This window comes from Goekera deserti, from assembly GCF_010685995.1.
Taxonomy (GTDB): domain Bacteria; phylum Actinomycetota; class Actinomycetes; order Mycobacteriales; family Geodermatophilaceae; genus Goekera; species Goekera deserti.
The window spans coordinates 33,334-50,264 of sequence record NZ_JAAGWK010000020.1 but is presented as its reverse complement, the minus strand read 5'-3'; the positions used below and the strand labels follow the sequence as shown (position 1 = coordinate 50,264).

General features: G+C 75.3%; 7 protein-coding genes and 1 pseudogene. 2 read left to right on the top strand and 6 right to left on the bottom strand.

Going from position 1 to position 16,931, the window contains the following annotated elements; all coding sequences use genetic code 11:
- Window positions 1–350: 350 nt before the first annotated feature.
- From G1H19_RS13930 to G1H19_RS24575, 4 genes are all read right to left on the bottom strand, one after another.
- Complete coding sequence (locus G1H19_RS13930) at window positions 351–1,349, bottom strand: glucosyl-3-phosphoglycerate synthase (protein WP_152729350.1); 999 nt, start codon at window positions 1,347–1,349, stop codon at window positions 351–353.
- Window positions 1,350–1,485: 136 nt separating this feature from the next.
- Window positions 1,486–4,068: an EAL domain-containing protein gene (locus G1H19_RS13925; protein ID WP_152729352.1), complete on the bottom strand. Its 2,583-nt coding sequence runs from the start codon at window positions 4,066–4,068 to the stop codon at window positions 1,486–1,488.
- A complete protein-coding gene (locus G1H19_RS13920; RefSeq protein ID WP_152729354.1) occupies window positions 4,065–6,761 on the bottom strand; it encodes a putative bifunctional diguanylate cyclase/phosphodiesterase in 2,697 nt (898 codons plus the stop codon). Before G1H19_RS13920 ends, G1H19_RS13925 begins: the two co-directional genes overlap by 4 nt.
- 140 nt (window positions 6,762–6,901) lie before the next feature.
- A complete protein-coding gene (locus G1H19_RS24575; RefSeq protein ID WP_162392893.1) occupies window positions 6,902–9,556 on the bottom strand; it encodes a diguanylate cyclase domain-containing protein in 2,655 nt (884 codons plus the stop codon).
- A gap of 144 nt (window positions 9,557–9,700) precedes the next feature.
- Between G1H19_RS24575 and G1H19_RS13910 the strand changes: the two genes are divergently transcribed.
- Window positions 9,701–10,570, top strand: a complete 870-nt coding sequence (locus G1H19_RS13910; RefSeq protein ID WP_235928100.1) for an HNH endonuclease family protein — start codon at window positions 9,701–9,703, stop codon at window positions 10,568–10,570.
- Between the two features lie 16 nt (window positions 10,571–10,586).
- Here G1H19_RS13910 and G1H19_RS13905 read toward each other — a convergent pair whose 3' ends face one another.
- Both G1H19_RS13905 and G1H19_RS13900 read right to left on the bottom strand, forming a co-directional pair.
- The gene (locus tag G1H19_RS13905; RefSeq protein ID WP_235928101.1) at window positions 10,587–11,933 is read right to left on the bottom strand and encodes an APC family permease; all 1,347 of its coding nucleotides are present in this window, start codon (window positions 11,931–11,933) and stop codon (window positions 10,587–10,589) included.
- Window positions 11,934–11,984: 51 nt separating this feature from the next.
- Complete coding sequence (locus G1H19_RS13900) at window positions 11,985–13,373, bottom strand: hypothetical protein (protein WP_152729358.1); 1,389 nt, start codon at window positions 13,371–13,373, stop codon at window positions 11,985–11,987.
- A gap of 201 nt (window positions 13,374–13,574) precedes the next feature.
- Between G1H19_RS13900 and fdh the strand changes: the two are divergent.
- A pseudogene (gene fdh / locus G1H19_RS13890) lies at window positions 13,575–16,910 on the top strand (formate dehydrogenase).
- Window positions 16,911–16,931: the final 21 nt, after the last annotated feature.

The window sequence follows — 16,931 nt, the reverse complement described above, 5'->3', positions numbered from 1 at the left end:
GTCGCTTGCTGTCGCCGTCGCCATCTGCCACCGCCGAGCCTACGAGCTGGCCGCGACCGCGGCCCGCGCGCACGGCTCTTGCGGTGCTGCACCCGCTCCTGCGGTCGTGCAACACCGCAGGAGCAGGGGCAACACCGCGGGAGCGCGGGAGACACCGCGGGAGCGCGGGAGACACCGCGGGAGCGGGAACGGCACGGCGGGAGCGGGAACGGCACGGCGGGAGCGGGCACGGCACCGCGGGAGCGGGGACGAGCCCGGCGGAGCGGGTGGGCTGCGACGACCCGGTCCACAGCTCACGGCGGCGTGGCGCGCAGGGGCTCGTCAGCCCGCCACCTCCACCAGGACGGCGGCTACGCCTGCTCGACGACCTCGCCGCGGGCGACCGCGTACTCGGCGACCGCGATCATCGGCGGGCGCTCGTCGACCGAGACGGCGTGGCTGACCGGGATGAAGCCGGTGCCGTCGTTGCTGAACTGCGTCAGCAGCCCGCCCGGGTCGAGGCGGCGGCGTCCGGTGCGGCCGCGCTCGGCGCGGGCCAGCACGGTGGAGACGATCTGGCCGGCCATCCGGCCCAGGGCCTCGTCGGTCTGGTGCGAGTGCCGGCGCACGCCCAGGTCGACCTGGGCGAGACCGGCCAGGCCGCACTCCTGCAGCAGGTCGACGAGCAGGCCGATCTCCACGCCGTAGCCGGAGACGAACGGCACCTGCTCCAGCACGCTGCGCCGCCCGGCGTACTCCCCGCCCAGCGGCTGCACGAAGCCGGCCAGCTCCGGCCACAGCGCGTTGAGCAGCGGGCGGGCGGTGAGCTCGGTGACCCGGCCGCCACCGGCCGGGCGCGCGACGCCGTCGACGTGCAGCGGCCGGGTGTAGCAGCCCTTGACGTAGTCGACCCGCGGGTCGAGCAGCAGCGGGGTCAGCAACCCGGGCACGTAGTGGCCGACCTCCCCGAGCAGGTCGGAGTCCAGGAACACCACGATGTCGCCGCTGGTGGCGGCCAGCGACTTCCACAGCGCCTCGCCCTTGCCGGGCCGGTTGCCGTGGCCGGGCAGCACGTCGACGGTGGCCACCACGTCGGCGCCGGCGGCCCGGGCCACCTCGGCGGTGCGGTCGGTGGAGTCCGAGTCGATGACCAGCAGCTCGTCGACCAGGGGCGTGCCGTGCACCCAGCGGTCGGCCAGGTCGGCCACGAGGGTGCCGACGGTGGCCTCCTCGTTGCGCGCCGGGAGCACGACGCTCACCCGGTGGCCCCCGCGGCGCTTGGCCAGCAGCAGGGCTTCGACGTCGATCTCGGCCATCGAGGTGGCCGTGGTGGTGCGGTGCTCGAACCAGGCCCGGGCATCAGGTCGCATCGCCCCACTGTCGGCCACCGGAGCCCGCTCGGCACGTCGCCGTCACCGCGTTCACACGATCTTCACGTGGTGTCCGTCGCCGTGTCCCCCTCCCGGGTGGGTGACTGGGCCCGGGGGACGCAGGCCCGGCCCCGGCTCAGGGCGTGGGGGACGGCAGCCGCTGCCCGATCAGGGCGCGGGCCGACGCCACGGTCAGGCCCTGCGGGAACGCCCGGCCGCCGAAGGCGTCCACGCCCGCGGCGCGGGCCATGGCGAGCTGCTCGGGGCCGTCCACCCCGGCGGCCACGGCGAGCAGGCCGAAGGCGTGCGCGGTGCTGACGATGGAGGCCAGCACCTGGGGGGCCAGATCAGGCCTGCCCTGCCGGACGAACGCGGACAGGTCGACCCGCACCGCGGTCAGCGGCAGCCGGTCCAGGTGGGCGAACAGGGTCTGACCCAGGCCGAACTCGTCCAGCGCCAGCTGCACCCCGGCGTCGCGCAGCCGCACCAGTGCGGGGCCGAACGAGGCGGGTGCGGTGAGCGCGGTCTCCTCGGTGAGCGCGAGCACCAGCCGGCGCGGGGACAGCCCGGCCACCGACAGCGCGGACAGCACGTCACCGGCGAGGTCGGCGGAGTGCGCCTGGGCGGCGGTGAGGTCCAGCGCCAGCAGCACACCCGGCGCCCAGTCGGCGATCTCGGTGCAGGCCCGGGCCAGCAGCCAGGTGCTCAGCTCGGTGGCCCGCCCCTGACGCTCGGCGGCGGCCCACACCTCGACGGCGGGCAGCGTGCCTGCCACCGGGTGCACCCACACCGGGGAGGCGTGCAGGACGGCGGTGCCGCCGTGGCCGTCGCCGTCGACGTCCAGGCGCAGCTGCACCTGCCCGTCGACGAGGGCGGCGACCAGGTCGGAGTCCGCGGCGACGCTGGTGACGCCGTCGTCGGTCCACACCCGCAGGCAGCCCTTGCCGGCCTGCTTGGCCGCGCGCAGGGCGGCGTCGGCCTGCCGGAAGGCCAGCTGCCCGCCGCCGGGCAGCATCGTGCTGGCCCCCACGCTGGCACCGACGCCGAAGGCCCACCCGCCGGTGCGGTGCGGGTGGGTCAGGGTGACCACGACCCGCTGCGCGATGTCGATCGCCTCGGCCAGGCCGCCGGCCACCAGCACCGCGAACTCGTCCCCGCCCAGGCGCGCCACCAGGTCGCCGTCCCGCACGACGTTGCGCAACCGCCGGCCGACCTCGATCAGCAGGTGGTCACCGGCCTCGTGGCCGGCGACGTCGTTGACGGCCTTGAAGCCGTCCAGGTCGACCACCAGCAGCGAGCGGGCCCCGTCGCCGGCGTCCCGCGACAGCTCCCGGAACAGCATCGCCCGGTTGGGCAGCTGGGTCAGGTGGTCGGTGAACGCGAGCTGCTCGAGCTCGCGCTCGCGGCTGAGCCGGTCGGTGACGTCCCGCAGGTGCAGCACCCGGCGCGGGCTGTGCAGCCGCTCGGTGATGGTGGTCTCCACCTCGCGCACCCCCCCGGCCAGCTGCACCCGGAACAGCAGCGGCCCGGCCTCGGGCACCAGCGCGGCGCAGAGCTGCAGCTGGACCAGCGCGCGGTCCTCCTCGTGCACCAGCGACGGGAAACCGGCGGCCGGCAGCGGGCCGGGGGGCAGCCCGAGCACGGCGCGGGCCACGGGGGAGACCGACACCAGGGCCAGGTCACCGTCGATGATCACGACGCCGTCCGAGCTGGCCTCGACGAGGTCGCGCACGTCCTCCTCGGTGGCCACCAGGTCACGGCTGAGTCGCTGGCCGTGCACGATCCGACCGGCCGTGCGCAGCACGAGCAGCAGCATCACGACCGCGGTGCCGACCGTCGCCGTCGTGGACAGGGTCTGTCCCTGCAGCCGCATGACGACGACGTCGACCGGTAGCCCGGCGAGGGCGAGCACGGTGACCGTCAGTTCCAGCCGGCCCACCGCGAGGTGCTGGTGCTGCCCGCGTGGGGGCAGCGACCGGGGCGCGACAGCGACCGCGGCGACGCCGACCAGCATGCTCAGCGACAGGGTGAGGTTCGCGGTCAGCTCCCAGGTGGGTGAGGACTCGTCCACGCTCATCGCCAGCGAGATGCCGGCCACGCCCTGCAGCGCCACCATCAGCGTGAGCAGCGACGCCGCGGCACGCAGCTCGACCCGGGTGGCGATGAGCACTGCGCTGGGCAGCCCGATGGCCACCGCCGCGTAGCAGCCGTAGACCACGACGAGCGGCGCCAGCGCATCGGTGACGGCCTCGGGTCGCAGCGCCGGGGTGAGCACGTGCACCTCCCCGATGACCAGCACGGTGCCGAGCAGGACGGCGCCGTCCAGCGCCAGCACCAGCCGGCCGGCGGTGCGGCCGGTGGCCGCGGCGAGCAGCACGCAGGTGACCAGCGGACACACGGCCGCCCCGATCAGCAGCAGGTCCGGCACGCCGAGGGTGCCGAGCTCGCGGGTCATGCCGCTGCCGGTGCCCAGGCAGGCCAGGGCCAGCAGGGTCGCTGCGACCAGGAGCCAGCGCCAGGGCCGGGCGGCCGCGCGGTCCGTGCCGCGCAGCAGCCGCACGACCAGCCAGCTGACGTGCACCGCGGACAGCGCCAGCACCAGGTCGTCCCGGTTGCGGTCGTGGGTGGCGTCCAGGTGCAGCGCCACGCTCATGGCCAGCACCGTGAGCACGGTGTTGACCAGCAGCGGGCGCACCGGCAGGCGCTCGGGCAGCGTCATCGGTCGCTCCTCACGAGTGCCGTCGTCCAGTCGTGGTCGGCCAGCCGGTCGGTGAGCTGGGCCAGCTCCATCGGCCGGGCGAGCAGGAAGCCCTGCACGAAGCGGTGCCCCATGTCCTGCAGCAGCTGCAGCTCAGCCGTCCGCTCCACGCCCTCGACGATCACGGCCAGGCCCAGGCTGGAGCCCAGCTGCAGCACCGAGCGGCACAGCGAGCGGCGCTGCGGGTCGGTCTCCAGGTCGGTGAGGAAGGCGCGGTCCATCTTGAGCACGTCGATCGGCAGGCTCACCAGGCGGGCCAGCGAGGACCAGCCGGTGCCGAAGTCGTCCACCGCGATGCGGACGCCCAGCTGGCGCAGCGCCTCCAGGTCGTCGGTGATGTGCAGCTCGTCCAGCAGCACCGACTCGGTGATCTCCAGGACCAGCCGGTCGGGGCGCAGGCCGCTGCTCGCCAGGGCCGACACCACGTCGTCCACGACCTGGCCGCTGAGCACGTGCCGGGCCGAGACGTTCACGGCCACGTACAGCTCGTCGGCGGCCAGCTGCCCGGTCGCGGTGCAGGCCTGCACCAGCGCCCAGCGGCCCAGGTCGACGATCAGCCCGGACTCCTCGGCCAGCGGGATGAAGTCGGCCGGGGACACCGCCCCGAACTCGGGGTGCTGCCACCGCATGAGCGCCTCCACGCCGGCCGGCGCGTGCAGCGCGAGGTCGACGACGGGCTGGTAGACCATGCGCAGCTCGCCCCGGGCCAGGGCACCGGCGAGGTCGGTGCGCAGCTGGTCGCGGCGCCCCTGCGCAGCCCGCAGGGCGTCGTCGTAGCGGCGCACCGAGCCGGGCCCGGTCTCCCGCGCGCCGGCCAGGGCCAGGTCGGCCCGGCGCAGTGCCTCGCCGGCGTCCAGTGACTCGCCGTCGGTGCCGGCACCACGTCCCAGCGGGAGCACGCCGGCGACCGCGGTCAGCCGGGCAGCACCCGAGGGCACCGAGACCACCGCGTCGACCAGCCGCTGGGCCAGGGTCTCGGCGTCGGAGACCGAGCCGCCGACCAGCACGGAGAACGAGTCGGGGGAGCGCTGGGCCAGCCAGTCGTGACTGCGCAGCCCGCGCGCCAGGGTGGTGACGACCTGGCGCCGCAGGTCGGTCTCGGCGTCCGGGCCGAGCACCCGGGCACCGTCCAGACCGGACACCGCGAGGGTCACGAGCGTGACCGGCTCGGTGCCGGGCCGCAGCTCGCGCAGCAGCCCGGTCAGCCGCTGCACCAGGGCGGGGCGGCTGGGCAGACCGGTCTCCTGGTCGGCGTACTCCAGGGAGGTCTGCGGCAGGTCCACGGTGCGGGCGCCGGCCACCTCGCGCAGGTACAGCACCATCGCACCGACGTCGGCGTCCTCGCGCAGGTCCCGCGCGGTGATCTCGATCAGCCGCCAGCTCCCGTCGCTGTGCCGCACCCGCGCGGTCCGCGATCGGGTCTCGGCACTGCCGGCGGGCTGGCGGGCGGACAGCGCCGCGTAGACCGTCGGGAGGTCGTCCCGGTGCACGCCGTTGGTGACCCGGTGGCCGACGAGCTCACCGGCGCCCTCACCGAGCAGGTCGACCAGGCTCGGGGAGGACCAGCTGACCCGGAGCTCGTCGTCGACGATGAGGATGGGGGAGGCGCTGGTGCGGGCCAGCGTGCGGAAGTAGGCCTCGCTGCGGGCCAGCTGCGCGGTGAGCCGCTGCTGCTGGGCGTCGACGACGAGCTGGTGGACGGCGATCAGGCCCAGGCCGGTGATGCCCAGGGCGAAGGCCGGGCCGGTCACCTGCTGCGAGCGGGCGGCGTCCAGCAGCAGGACGCTGCCGCCCATCCAGGCGGTGAGGTGCGGCAGGACCGCGACGACCGAGCCGGACAGCGACCACCGCTGGTCGGGGTCCGGTGGCCGGGAGGAGCGGTCCAGCCGCTGGCTGAGCAGGAACAGCGCGATGCTGACGGCGAAGGCGGCGGCGGGCAGCGACGGCGCGGTCGGCAGCGGCAGGCCGGCCACCAGCACGCCGTCGGCCATGTTGACGAGCAGCCACCCCAGGCTGGAGGTCGCCTCGGCCACCATCAGCAGCAGTGCCATCCGTCGCTTCCCCCGCGGGACGGTCAGGCACAGCAGCAGCGCGACACCGGGCCGGAGCCCGCCGACCAGCAGCGTGACGACGAGCCCGGCCGTGGCCTGCGCGCCGGCGACCCGGTCCCAGACGCCGAGGGCGGAGTAGAGGCCGTAGCCGGTGAGCACTGCGGCGTCGACGAACAGGGCCAGCGCGATGCACAGCTGCAGCCGCCGCTCGCGCCAGGCGGCGCGGTCCATCATGCACACCACGCCGAGCAGGGAGACGACCTGGCCGGGCAGGCCGAGCAGCGTGCTGGAGCCGGGGCCGTCGACGTCGGTGCCGATCACGACGCCGGCGGTGCTGAGCACCACGCCCGCCGCGACCAGCCGCCAGCCACGCTGGGCACGGCCGCCGGCGACCGAGCGCCAGAGCACCACGGCGGCCACTGACGCGAGCACCACGAGCACCGGGCCCAGCGCCGGCGGCCGGAGCCCGGGGGCGGCGAACCCGACCAGCACCAGGACGGCGACGGCGGTGAGCAGGCCGGCGACGACGAGGTCGCCCCGGGTCCGACGCCCGGTCGCCGCCGGCCGCGCCGGCCCCACCGGGACCGGTGCCGGCACTGACACGGGTGGGGAGCTCACCTCTCCCTGGTCGGCCCGCCCGGGACTGCCCTGGAGCGCGGCGGACCGCACCCTCACCCCTGCGGGGCGGGCCTGGTCGCCGGGCGCGTCGGTGCGGCCGCCGCCGGCCGCGGGCGTGACGGCGGTCATGACGCGCTGCCGGCCAGCTCGGCGGGACCGGAGGGGTCGGCGGCGGCAGCGCCCGGGCCGTCGATGCCGAGCAGCGCCGGCAGCGCGGCGACCGGTACCGCCTGGTGCACGAACTGGCCGGTCACCCCGGCGACGTCCAGGTCGCAGGCGAGGGCGTACTGCTCCGCGGTCGTGACGCCGGCGAGCACCACGTCCGTGCCGTACGCCCCGGCGGCGGCAGCGCACGAGCGCACCGCCCGGGCGACGTGGTCGGCGTCCACCCGGCCGAGCCCGCCGAGGTCGACCCGGACGGCGTCGAAGGGCAGCTGGGCCTGCTGGGCGACCAGGGTCCGGCCCAGGCCGTGGTCGGCGACGCAGAGTCGCACGCCGGCCGCCTGCAGCGCCGAGACCACGGCGACGACGTCCTCCCCGGCGGTGGCCAGCACCTCCTCGCTCACCAGCAGCACGATCTGGTCGGTCCGCAGGCCGGCGCCGTCGATCCGGGCGAGCCAGTGGGCGGCCCGCCCCTGCGGGAGGCGCTCGTCGGCGGCCACGGAGGCGGCGAGTGCGACGTCCAGGCCGCGCAGCAGCGGGCCGGCCTCCTCCAGGGCCTGACCGACCAGCCAGCGCTGCACCTCGGCGGTGACGCCGTGGCGGTGGGCCAGGGCCCGCACCACGTCGTCGGCGACCGGGCCCAGGGCCGGGTGGTCCCAGGTCGGGGTCAGCTCGAGCGCGGTGACCCGTCCCGTGCCCGGTGCGGTGACCGGCCGGTACCCGACCCGCAGCCGGCCGGCGCGCAGGGCCGGCACCAGATCGCGGGAGAGCACGGTGGTGCGCCGGGACTGCTCGACGACCGCCGGGGTGTGCCGGCGCACGCAGCCCTTGCCGAGCTCCTTCGCCGAGCGCAGCGCCTCGTCGGCCTCCCGGACGGCAGCCTGGGCACCGGCCGGGCCCAGCGAGCTCACCCCGATGCTCGCCCCGACGGGGAAGTCCCCGCCGACGGTCGCGTAGGGCAGGGAGACGGACGTGAGGAGCCGGCGGGCGACGTCGTCGACCTCGTCCGGCAGGCCCCGGACCAGCAGCGCGAACTCGTCCCCGCCCAGGCGGGCCACGACGTCCTCGTCGCGGACCACGCGGCGCAGCCGGCGGCCGACCTCGACCAGCAGCAGGTCGCCCGCCTCGTGCCCGGCGGTGTCGTTGACGGCCTTGAAGCCGTCCAGGTCGACCACCAGGACACCGGCCGGTGCGTCCGCGTGCTCGGCGGCCCAGGCAGCGCCGGCGTCCTCGAACGCCGCGCGGTTGGGCAGGCCGGTCAGGTGGTCGGTGTAGGCCATCCGCGCCAGCGAGCGCAGCTGCTCGCGCCGGTCGGTGACGTCGTCGATCCGCACCACGAGCTGGTCCTCCACCGTGCCCGAGCAGACGACCTCCAGGTCGCGCACACCGTCACGGCCGCCGTCCAGGCGGACCAGCTCCGGACCGGCACCCTGTGTCCCGCCCTGTCCCCGGAGCCCGCCCGGCTGCAGGGCAGCGCGCAGCAGGTCGCGGTCCTCGGCGACGAACAGGTCGGGCAGCCGGGTGCCCAGGACCGGGCCGTCGCCCAGCCGGAGCACGCCGGCCACGACCGGGGAGCAGGCCACCACCCGCAGCTCCCGGTCGAGCACGACGATCGGGTCGCTGCTGCCGTCGATCAGGCTCAGCAGGTCCTGCTGGGTGCGGGTCAGCTGCCGGTCCAGCCCCGCCATCCGGTAGACGAACGCGCCGATGCCGAGCGCGCTGCACAGGAACAGCAGGAAGAGGAGCACCACCAGCGTGGTGCTGATCGGGGTGCCGCGCAGCAGCGTGCTGAGCAGGGCCACCGCCGGGGCCAGCAGCGCGACCTGGAGCACGCGCAGGGCGGTGCCGGCGCCGTCGTCGTCCCGGGGGGTGGTCCGGTCCGGCCGGCCGGCCATGCGCACCGCGACGACGACGAGGTACCCGGCCACCAGCAGGGCCAGGTTCGAGACGGTCATCCACACGCGCGGGTCGAGCAGCTCCATCAGCACGAACGCGCTGGCCGAGACGGCGGTGAACACCATCGCGCCGAGCAGCACCGTGGCTGCGGCCCGCAGCCGGGGCGAGACCCGGGTGACCACCACGGCCGCGTAGCCGATCGACATCGCGGCGTAGACGCAGTAGCCGACGAGGGTCGCGGTCTCCGTGCCGGTGACCGCACGGGTCGTCTGCAGGGGCTCGACGAGCAGGGCGTAGGCGAGGGTGAACACCGAGGCGACGACGTAGACCGAGTCCGCGCCGAAGACCGACGGGGTGACCCCCGCGCGGCCCGCGGCGCGGGACAGGGCCCAGCAGCAGGCGATCGCGCCACCACCGGAGGGCACGAACAGCACCGCGTTGGCCACGGAGAACAGGTCCTGCGCGGGCAGGTTGGTGGACAGCAGCTGCAGGGTGGCCGCCGCGACCGCCAGCAGGGCGTAGGCCCACGGCCGGCGCTCGGACCGGGGCAGCCGGCGGACCGCGAGCACCATCAGCACCGAGGCGTGGGTGAGGGCCAGCGCGGTGACCAGGGAGTCCCACTGCACCCCGCGGAAGGGCGTGGTGACGGCAGCCGTGAGCAGCACGGCTGTCGAGGCGGTGACAGCAGCCGCAGCGGGCTGCCGCCACAGGGGGGCGGTCACCTGGACACCATCGGTCGTGGCCCGGTGGCGCCTGAGCCGGGCGACCCGCACGTCACCCGCCTGGATGATCATGACCCGCCGCGATCGGCGACACGCCGGGTCCGGTCGTGGAGTCCGGCTCCGCGGGTGGGGAGCATCGGACTCGTGCGGAGGGTCGGGACGGCGATGGCGGTCGTGCTGCTGCTCGCGGGCTGCTCGCTGCCCACCGACCCACCGGTCGACGCCGCCTCCTCCAGCCCGGGGCCGGCCGCCCCCGCCGGGTCCGCCGCCGTGCCGGTGGTGAGCGCCGACGACGCCCTGGCCCTGCTGGCCACGGTGCCGGTCAAGGGCCGCGCGCCGCGCACCGGCTACGAGCGGGAGACCGTGTTCGGGCCGGCCTGGGCCGACGTCGACGGCAACGGCTGCGACACCCGCAACGACGTGCTGGCCCGCGACCTCACCCAGGTGGTGCTGGACGACGACGGCTGCACGGTGCTCACCGGCCGGCTGGCCGACCCGTACACGGGTGCGGAGATCGCCTTCTCCCGCGGCGTCTCGACGTCCTCGCAGGTGCAGGTGGACCACGTGGTGCCGCTGTCGGACGCCTGGCAGAAGGGCGCCCAGCAGCTGAGCCAGGCCGAGCGCGAGGCCCTGGCCAACGACCCGCTCAACCTGATGGCCGTCGACGGGCGCACCAACGAGAGCAAGGGCGACGGCGACGCCGCCACCTGGCTGCCCCCGCGACGGGCCGGGTGGTGCACGTACGTGACCCGCCAGGTGCAGGTCAAGGCCGGCTACCGGCTGTGGACCACCGCCGCCGAGCACGACCGGATCGCCGCGGTGCTCACCGACTGCGCCGGGGCGCCGCCGGCCACCCCGACCCCGCCTGCCGGGACGCCGGAGCCGCCCACGGACGGGACGGTCTACCCCGACTGCGCGGCTGCCCGGGCGGCCGGGGCAGCGCCGCTGCGCGCCGGCCAGCCGGGCTACGACCCCGGCATGGACGGCGACGGGGACGGCGTGGCCTGCGAGTAGCCGCCCGGTTGCGGTGTCAGGGCCGCCGGGCCACCGCGTCGTCCGTCGTCCGGCGGCCGGCCACCCGGGCCAGCCCGTAGAGCAGCAGCCCGACCGCGAGCAGCACCCCGGCACGCAGCCACGTGCCGGCCTCCTGCTGGGCCAGCAGCAGCAGGCACGAGCCGACCGCCAGCACCGGGAGGACCAGTGGCGCCCGGAAGTGGGCGTGCCCGACCTCGTCCCGGCGCAGCACGATCACGGCCACGTTGGTGCTGAGGAACACGAGCAGCAGCAGCAGGACGACGGTGGTGGCCAGCGTCGCCAGATCGCCGGTGAGGGTGAGGCCCATCGCGACCGCCGTGGTCACCACGATGGCCACCCAGGGGGTGCGTCGCCGAGGCAGCACCCGGCCGAACGGGGCCGGCAGCAGGCCCTGCTCGGCCAGGCCGAAGACCAGCCGGCTGGACATGATCATGGTGAGCAGTGCCCCGTTGGCCACGGCGACGAGCGCGACGGCGCTGAACAGCTGGTCGGGCACGCCGGCTCCGCTGGCCTGCACGACGGCCAGCAGCGGGCCGGAGGAGCCGGCGAGCTCCTCGGGTGCCAGCACGATCGAGGCGGTGAGCCCGACGAGCACGTACACCGCGCCGGCGGTCAGCAGTGCCCCGAACAGCGCCGTCGGGTAGGTGCGCCGGACGTCGCGCACCTCCTCGGCGACGTTGGCCGACGTCTCGAAGCCGACGAAGGAGTAGTACGCCAGCAGCGCCGCCCCGAGCACCGCCGACCCGGCGGACACCCCCGGCGGGAACTCCACCGTGCGGCCCAGGTCGCCGTCGCCCCGGCCGAGGACGAGGACACCGAGGCCGATCACCAGCAGCAGCCCGCCGACCTCCACCACGGTCATGACGACGTTGGCGCGCACCGACTCCTGGATCCCGCGCGCGTTGAGCAGGGCGACCAGCAGCAGGAACACCAGCGCCGCGGGCACCGCGGGCACGTCGAGGAACACGGCCAGGTAGTCACCGGCGAAGGCCAGCGCGAGACCGGCGGCACTGGTGACGCCGGCGGCGAGCATGCACCAGCCGACCAGGAAGGACAGCACCGGCCGGCCGTACGCGCGCTGGGCGAAGACCGCGGCGCCGCCGGCGCGCGGGTACTTGGTCACCAGCTCGGCGTAGGAGGCCGCGGTGAGCATCGCCAGCGCCAGCGCGACGACCAGCGGCACCCAGATGGCACCGCCGACCTCGCCGGCCACCTCGCCGACCAGGGCGTAGATGCCCGCCCCCAGCACGTCGCCGAGGATGAACAGGAACAGCATCCGGCCGCTGATGGCCCGCCTCAGCCGGGTGTCGGTGGTCTCGGTGGTCGGATCGGTGTCGCTCACCGGTGGAGTCTCGGCGGCTCCCCCCGGGGCAGCAACTCGGCCGGCGGTGCGTCAGCCGGCGGTGTCGCCGGTGCTGCCGCCCGCGTCGCCCGAGCCGGTGCCGCCGTCCTCGGGTGCGACCGGGTCCTCGGGGTCGGGTGCGGGCTCCTCCGCCGACGGGGGCGCGGGCGGGGGTGCCGGGGAGCTGGACGGGGCGACCGGGGCCGTCGTCGTCCCCGGTCCGGGTGCCGTCGTCGAGCCGGAGCCCGACCCGGAGCCGGAACCCGAGCCGGGTCCGGGACCGGGGTCGGTGAGGACCGGCGGCTGCTGCCGGACCGGGGGTGCGGGGGCGGGGTCGCCACCGGTCACCGGCGGGGCGGCGACCGAGCTCGGGGCGCCGGCCGCCGCGCTCGACGGCACCACCGCCGCGGGCGCGACCGGGGCGCCGGCGGCCGACGTCGGGTCGGCCGCCGCGTCCGCGGGGGCGCTCGCCGAGGCCGACGCCGACCGGGGTGCCCGCGCCGAGGCGGAGGCGGCGGACGTGCCCGCGGCGGCCGTGGGACCGGCCGCGCCGTCGGTGGGGGCGGCACCGCCGGTGGCCGGTGCCTGCGTGGAGCCGCTCCCCGGGGCGCCGGTCGACGAGCTACGGTCGGTCTCCGCGGGGGCGCCGCCGAGCGATCCGAAGGTGTCGGTGAGCAGCACGAGCAGCGGCACGGCCAGGAACGCCAGTGCCCAGGCGACCAGGGTCATGGACAGCCAGCCGGGCCGCCAGGCCGCCCAGCGTGCGCGCTCGACGGTCTGCTGGCGCCGCAGGGCACGCGGGGCCGGGGCGTAGCCGGGCACGCACGAGCCGCCCTCGGGTGCGTGGGTGGGCACCGGCGGCGGCTTGACCCCGGCCGGGACCGGCGGCTTCGCCGCCACGGCGACGGCGTCGTGCGCACCGGTGCCCCGGCCCGTCCGGGACCCCGTCTGCGGTCCCGTCCGGGGCCCGGTGTGCGCGCCGGTGTGGGCACCGGTCTGCGGGCCGGTGTCGGCCGACCAGGCGCCGGTGGCGTCGAGCGCGCCCTGCCCACCGGTGTGCCGGCCCGAGTCGCCGTGGTCCGGCGCGGTGGCGCCGGTGCCGGCGAGCGCCCCCGTGCCACGGGACCGGTCGGCCAGCGGCCCGGTGCCCCGGGAGGGCGGGGGCTTCGGCTTGGACCCGACCGGGCGCGGTGGGGTGCGGCCCAGCGGCGGGCGGACCAGTGCCTCGGCGGCGTCGGCCTCCAGCAGCGCCGCGGCGCGGGCCGCAGCGGCCAGCTGCTCGGGCGTGCGCTGCCGGGGCAGCGTGGAACCCGGGTCGGGCAGCGCGCCCACCGGACCACCGGTGGACGGCGTGCGCTCGGCGGCGCGCTCGGCGTGGCGCCGGGGCTTCTTCTTGGCCCCGTGCCGCCTGGAGACAGGCGGCTCGGCGGTGGTGGTCATCGGACGTTCCCCCCATGCACCCGTGAGGAAGACGGGCACGGGGACCGTAGCCGTCTGTCACTGCTCGACGACAGGCGGTCTCGGCGTGTCGACGTGCGACGCGCCGTCATGATCTGTGGCCGGCGATCACACCCGTCACAGCCGTCCCGGTGCCCCCGGGCCCCGTCCCGGGTGCGGAGGATCCGGCACCTCGACGGGCCGATGTCGCACGGCAGTGGCAGCATCGGGCGGGTGAAGACCTGGCTCGACTCCTGGCCGGTGTTCCGGCAGCTCACCGGACCCGACCCGCTCGGCCGCGGCGCGGCCGCGCGCAGCAAGGCGACGGAGCAGGTGGTGAGCCGCACGGCCACCGCCGACCGCGTCGTGCAGAGCGTCTGCCCGTACTGCGCCGTCGGCTGCGGCCAGCGGATCTTCGTCAAGGACGAGCAGATCGTGCAGATCGAGGGCGACCCCGACTCTCCGATCAGCCGCGGCCGGCTCTGCCCCAAGGGCAGCGCCAGCAAGTCGCTGGTCACCAGCCCCAGCCGGGTCACCACGGTGCGCTACCGCGCCCCGCACGCCACCGAGTGGACCGACCTGGACCTCGACGTCGCGATGGACATGATCGCCGACCGGGTCCTGGACGCGCGCCGGAAGGGCTGGCAGGACACCGACGGCGGGCACCCGGTCAACCGCACGATGGGGGTGGCCAGCCTCGGTGGCGCGACGCTGGACAACGAAGAGAACTACCTCATGAAGAAGCTCTACAGCGCCATGGGGGCCATCCAGATCGAGAACCAGGCCCGCATATAGCACTCCGCCACGGTCCCCGGTCTGGGGACCACGTTCGGTCGTGGCGGCGCCACGAACTTCCAGCAGGACCTGGCGAACTCCGACTGCATCGTCATCGAGGGTTCGAACATGGCCGAGTGCCATCCGGTGGGGTTCCAGTGGGTGATGGAGGCCAAGGCGCGCGGGGCGAAGGTCATCCACATCGACCCCCGGTTCACCCGCACCAGCGCGGTGTCCGACGTGCACGTGCCCATCCGGGTCGGCACCGACATCGCCTTCCTCGGCGGCATCATCAACCACGTCCTGAGCAACGACCTCGACTTCCGTGAGTACGTCGTCGCCTACACGAACGCCGCGGCGATCGTCGGCGAGGACTTCGTCGACACCGAGGACCTCGACGGCCTGTTCTCCGGCTTCGACCCGGAGACCGGCCACTACGACGAGGCCAGCTGGCAGTTCGAGAGCCAGGTCGGCAGCGGCGAGACCGGCCACACCGACCGTCCCGGGGACGGCGTCGACCAGGACGACCCGGCCGGCGCGCAGGAGCAGGAGCGGCTGGCCCAGGACGAGTCGGTCAAGGAGGCCGACCCGCACCAGGCCTTCGGCAGCGGTGGGCCCCCGCTGCACGCCAAGCCGCTGCGGGACGAGACCCTGCAGCACCCCCGCTGCGTCTTCCAGGTGCTCAAGCGGCACTTCGCCCGGTACACCCCGGAGATAGTGGCCGACATCTGCGGCGTCGAGCCCGAGGTCTTCCTCGAGGTCGCGACGGCCGTCACCGAGAACAGCGGCCGCGAGCGGACGACGGCGTGGGTGTACTCCGTCGGCTGGACGCACCACACCGTCGGCGCGCAGTACATCCGCACCGCGGCGATCCTGCAGTCGCTGCTGGGCAACATGGGCCGGCCCGGCGGCGGGATCCTCGCGCTGCGCGGGCACGCCAGCATCCAGGGGTCGACCGACGTCCCGACGCTGTTCAACCTGCTGCCCGGCTACCTGCCCATGCCGCACGCGCTGCAGCACCAGAGCCTGGACGACTACTGCGCCGAGAACAGCGGCGCGATCGGCTTCTGGGGCAACATGCGCGCCTACACGGTGAGCCTGCTCAAGAGCTGGTGGGGCGACGCGGCGACCGCCGAGAACGACTACTGCTTCGGGTACATCCCGAAGATCACCGGGGACCACAGCTCCTACCGGACGATCGCCGACATGGTCGCGGGCAAGGTCCCGGGCTACTTCCTGGTGGGCGAGAACCCGGCCGTCGGCCACGCCAACGGCCGCATGCAGCGCTTCGGGCTGGCCAACCTGGACTGGCTCGTCGTCCGTGACCTGCAGATGATCGAGTCGGCCAGCTTCTGGAAGACGGCCCCGGAGATCGAGACCGGGGAGCTGGTCACCGAGGAGATCGGCACCGAGGTCTTCTACATGCCGGCGGCCACGCACGCGGAGAAGGAGGGCACCTTCACCAACACCCAGCGGCTGCTGCAGTGGCGGCACCAGGCCGTCCAGCCGCCGGGCGACTGCCGCAGCGACCTGTGGTTCTACTTCCACCTGGGCCGGATCCTGCGGGAGAAGCTGGCCGGCTCGACCGACCCGCGCGACCGGCCGCTGCTGGACCTGACCTGGGACTACCCGACCCACGGCGAGCAGGTCGAGCCCAGCGCCGAGGCCGTGCTGCGGGAGATCAACGGCGTCGGCCCGGACGGTCGGGCGCTGTCGGGGTACATGGACATGAAGGACGACGGCTCGACCACCGGCGGCTGCTGGATCTACAGCGGCGTCTACGCCGACGAGGTCAACCAGGCCGACCGTCGCCGTCCCGGCCGGGAGCAGGACTACGTGGCCGCGGAGTGGGGCTGGGCCTGGCCGTACAACCGGCGCACGCTGTACAACCGCGCCTCGGCCGACCCCGCGGGCAAGCCGTGGAGCGAGCGCAAGAAGTACGTGTGGTGGGACGAGGCAGCCGGTCGCTGGACCGGTGACGACGTGCCGGACTTCGAGGCCACCAAGCGCCCGGACCACGTGCCGCCGCCGGGCGCCAAGGCGCAGGCCGGCATCGGTGGTGCCGACCCGTTCATCATGCAGGGCGACGGGAAGGCCTGGCTGTTCGCGCCCAAGGGCCTGGCCGACGGTCCGATGCCGACGCACTACGAGCCGGCCGAGTCCCCGGTGGAGAACGCGCTGTACGGCGTGCAGGCCAACCCCGGCATCGAGGAGATCCAGGCGCCGTACAACCGGGGCAACCCGCCGACCAGCGACGTCTACCCGTACGTGTTCACCACCTACCGGCTCACCGAGCACCACACCGCCGGTGCGATGAGCCGCACGCTGCCCTACCTGTCGGAGTTGCAGCCGGAGTTCTTCGTCGAGGTGTCACCGGCGCTGGCCACCGAGCGCGGCCTGGACAACGGTGGCTGGGCGACGCTGATCAGTGCGCGCTCGGCGATCGAGGCCCGGGTCCTGGTCACCGAGCGGATGCGGCCCCTGCGGCTGAAGGGCGGCCGGGTCGTGCACCAGATCGGCATCCCCTACCACTGGGGCGCCGAGGGCCTGTCCACCGGCGACTCGGCCAACGACCTGATGGGGGTGGTCATGGACCCCAACGTGCACATCCAGGAGTTCAAGGTCGCCACCTGCGACATCCGCCCCGGCCGGCGCCCGCGCGGTGCGGCGCTGCCCGAGTACGTGGAGGGCTTCCGCCGGCGTGCCGGCGTCCGCTCCGGGACGATGCCGATCGGTGGCCGGGTGGCCGTGGAGGAGACGCCGTGACCGGGGCCCCTGCTGCCGGTC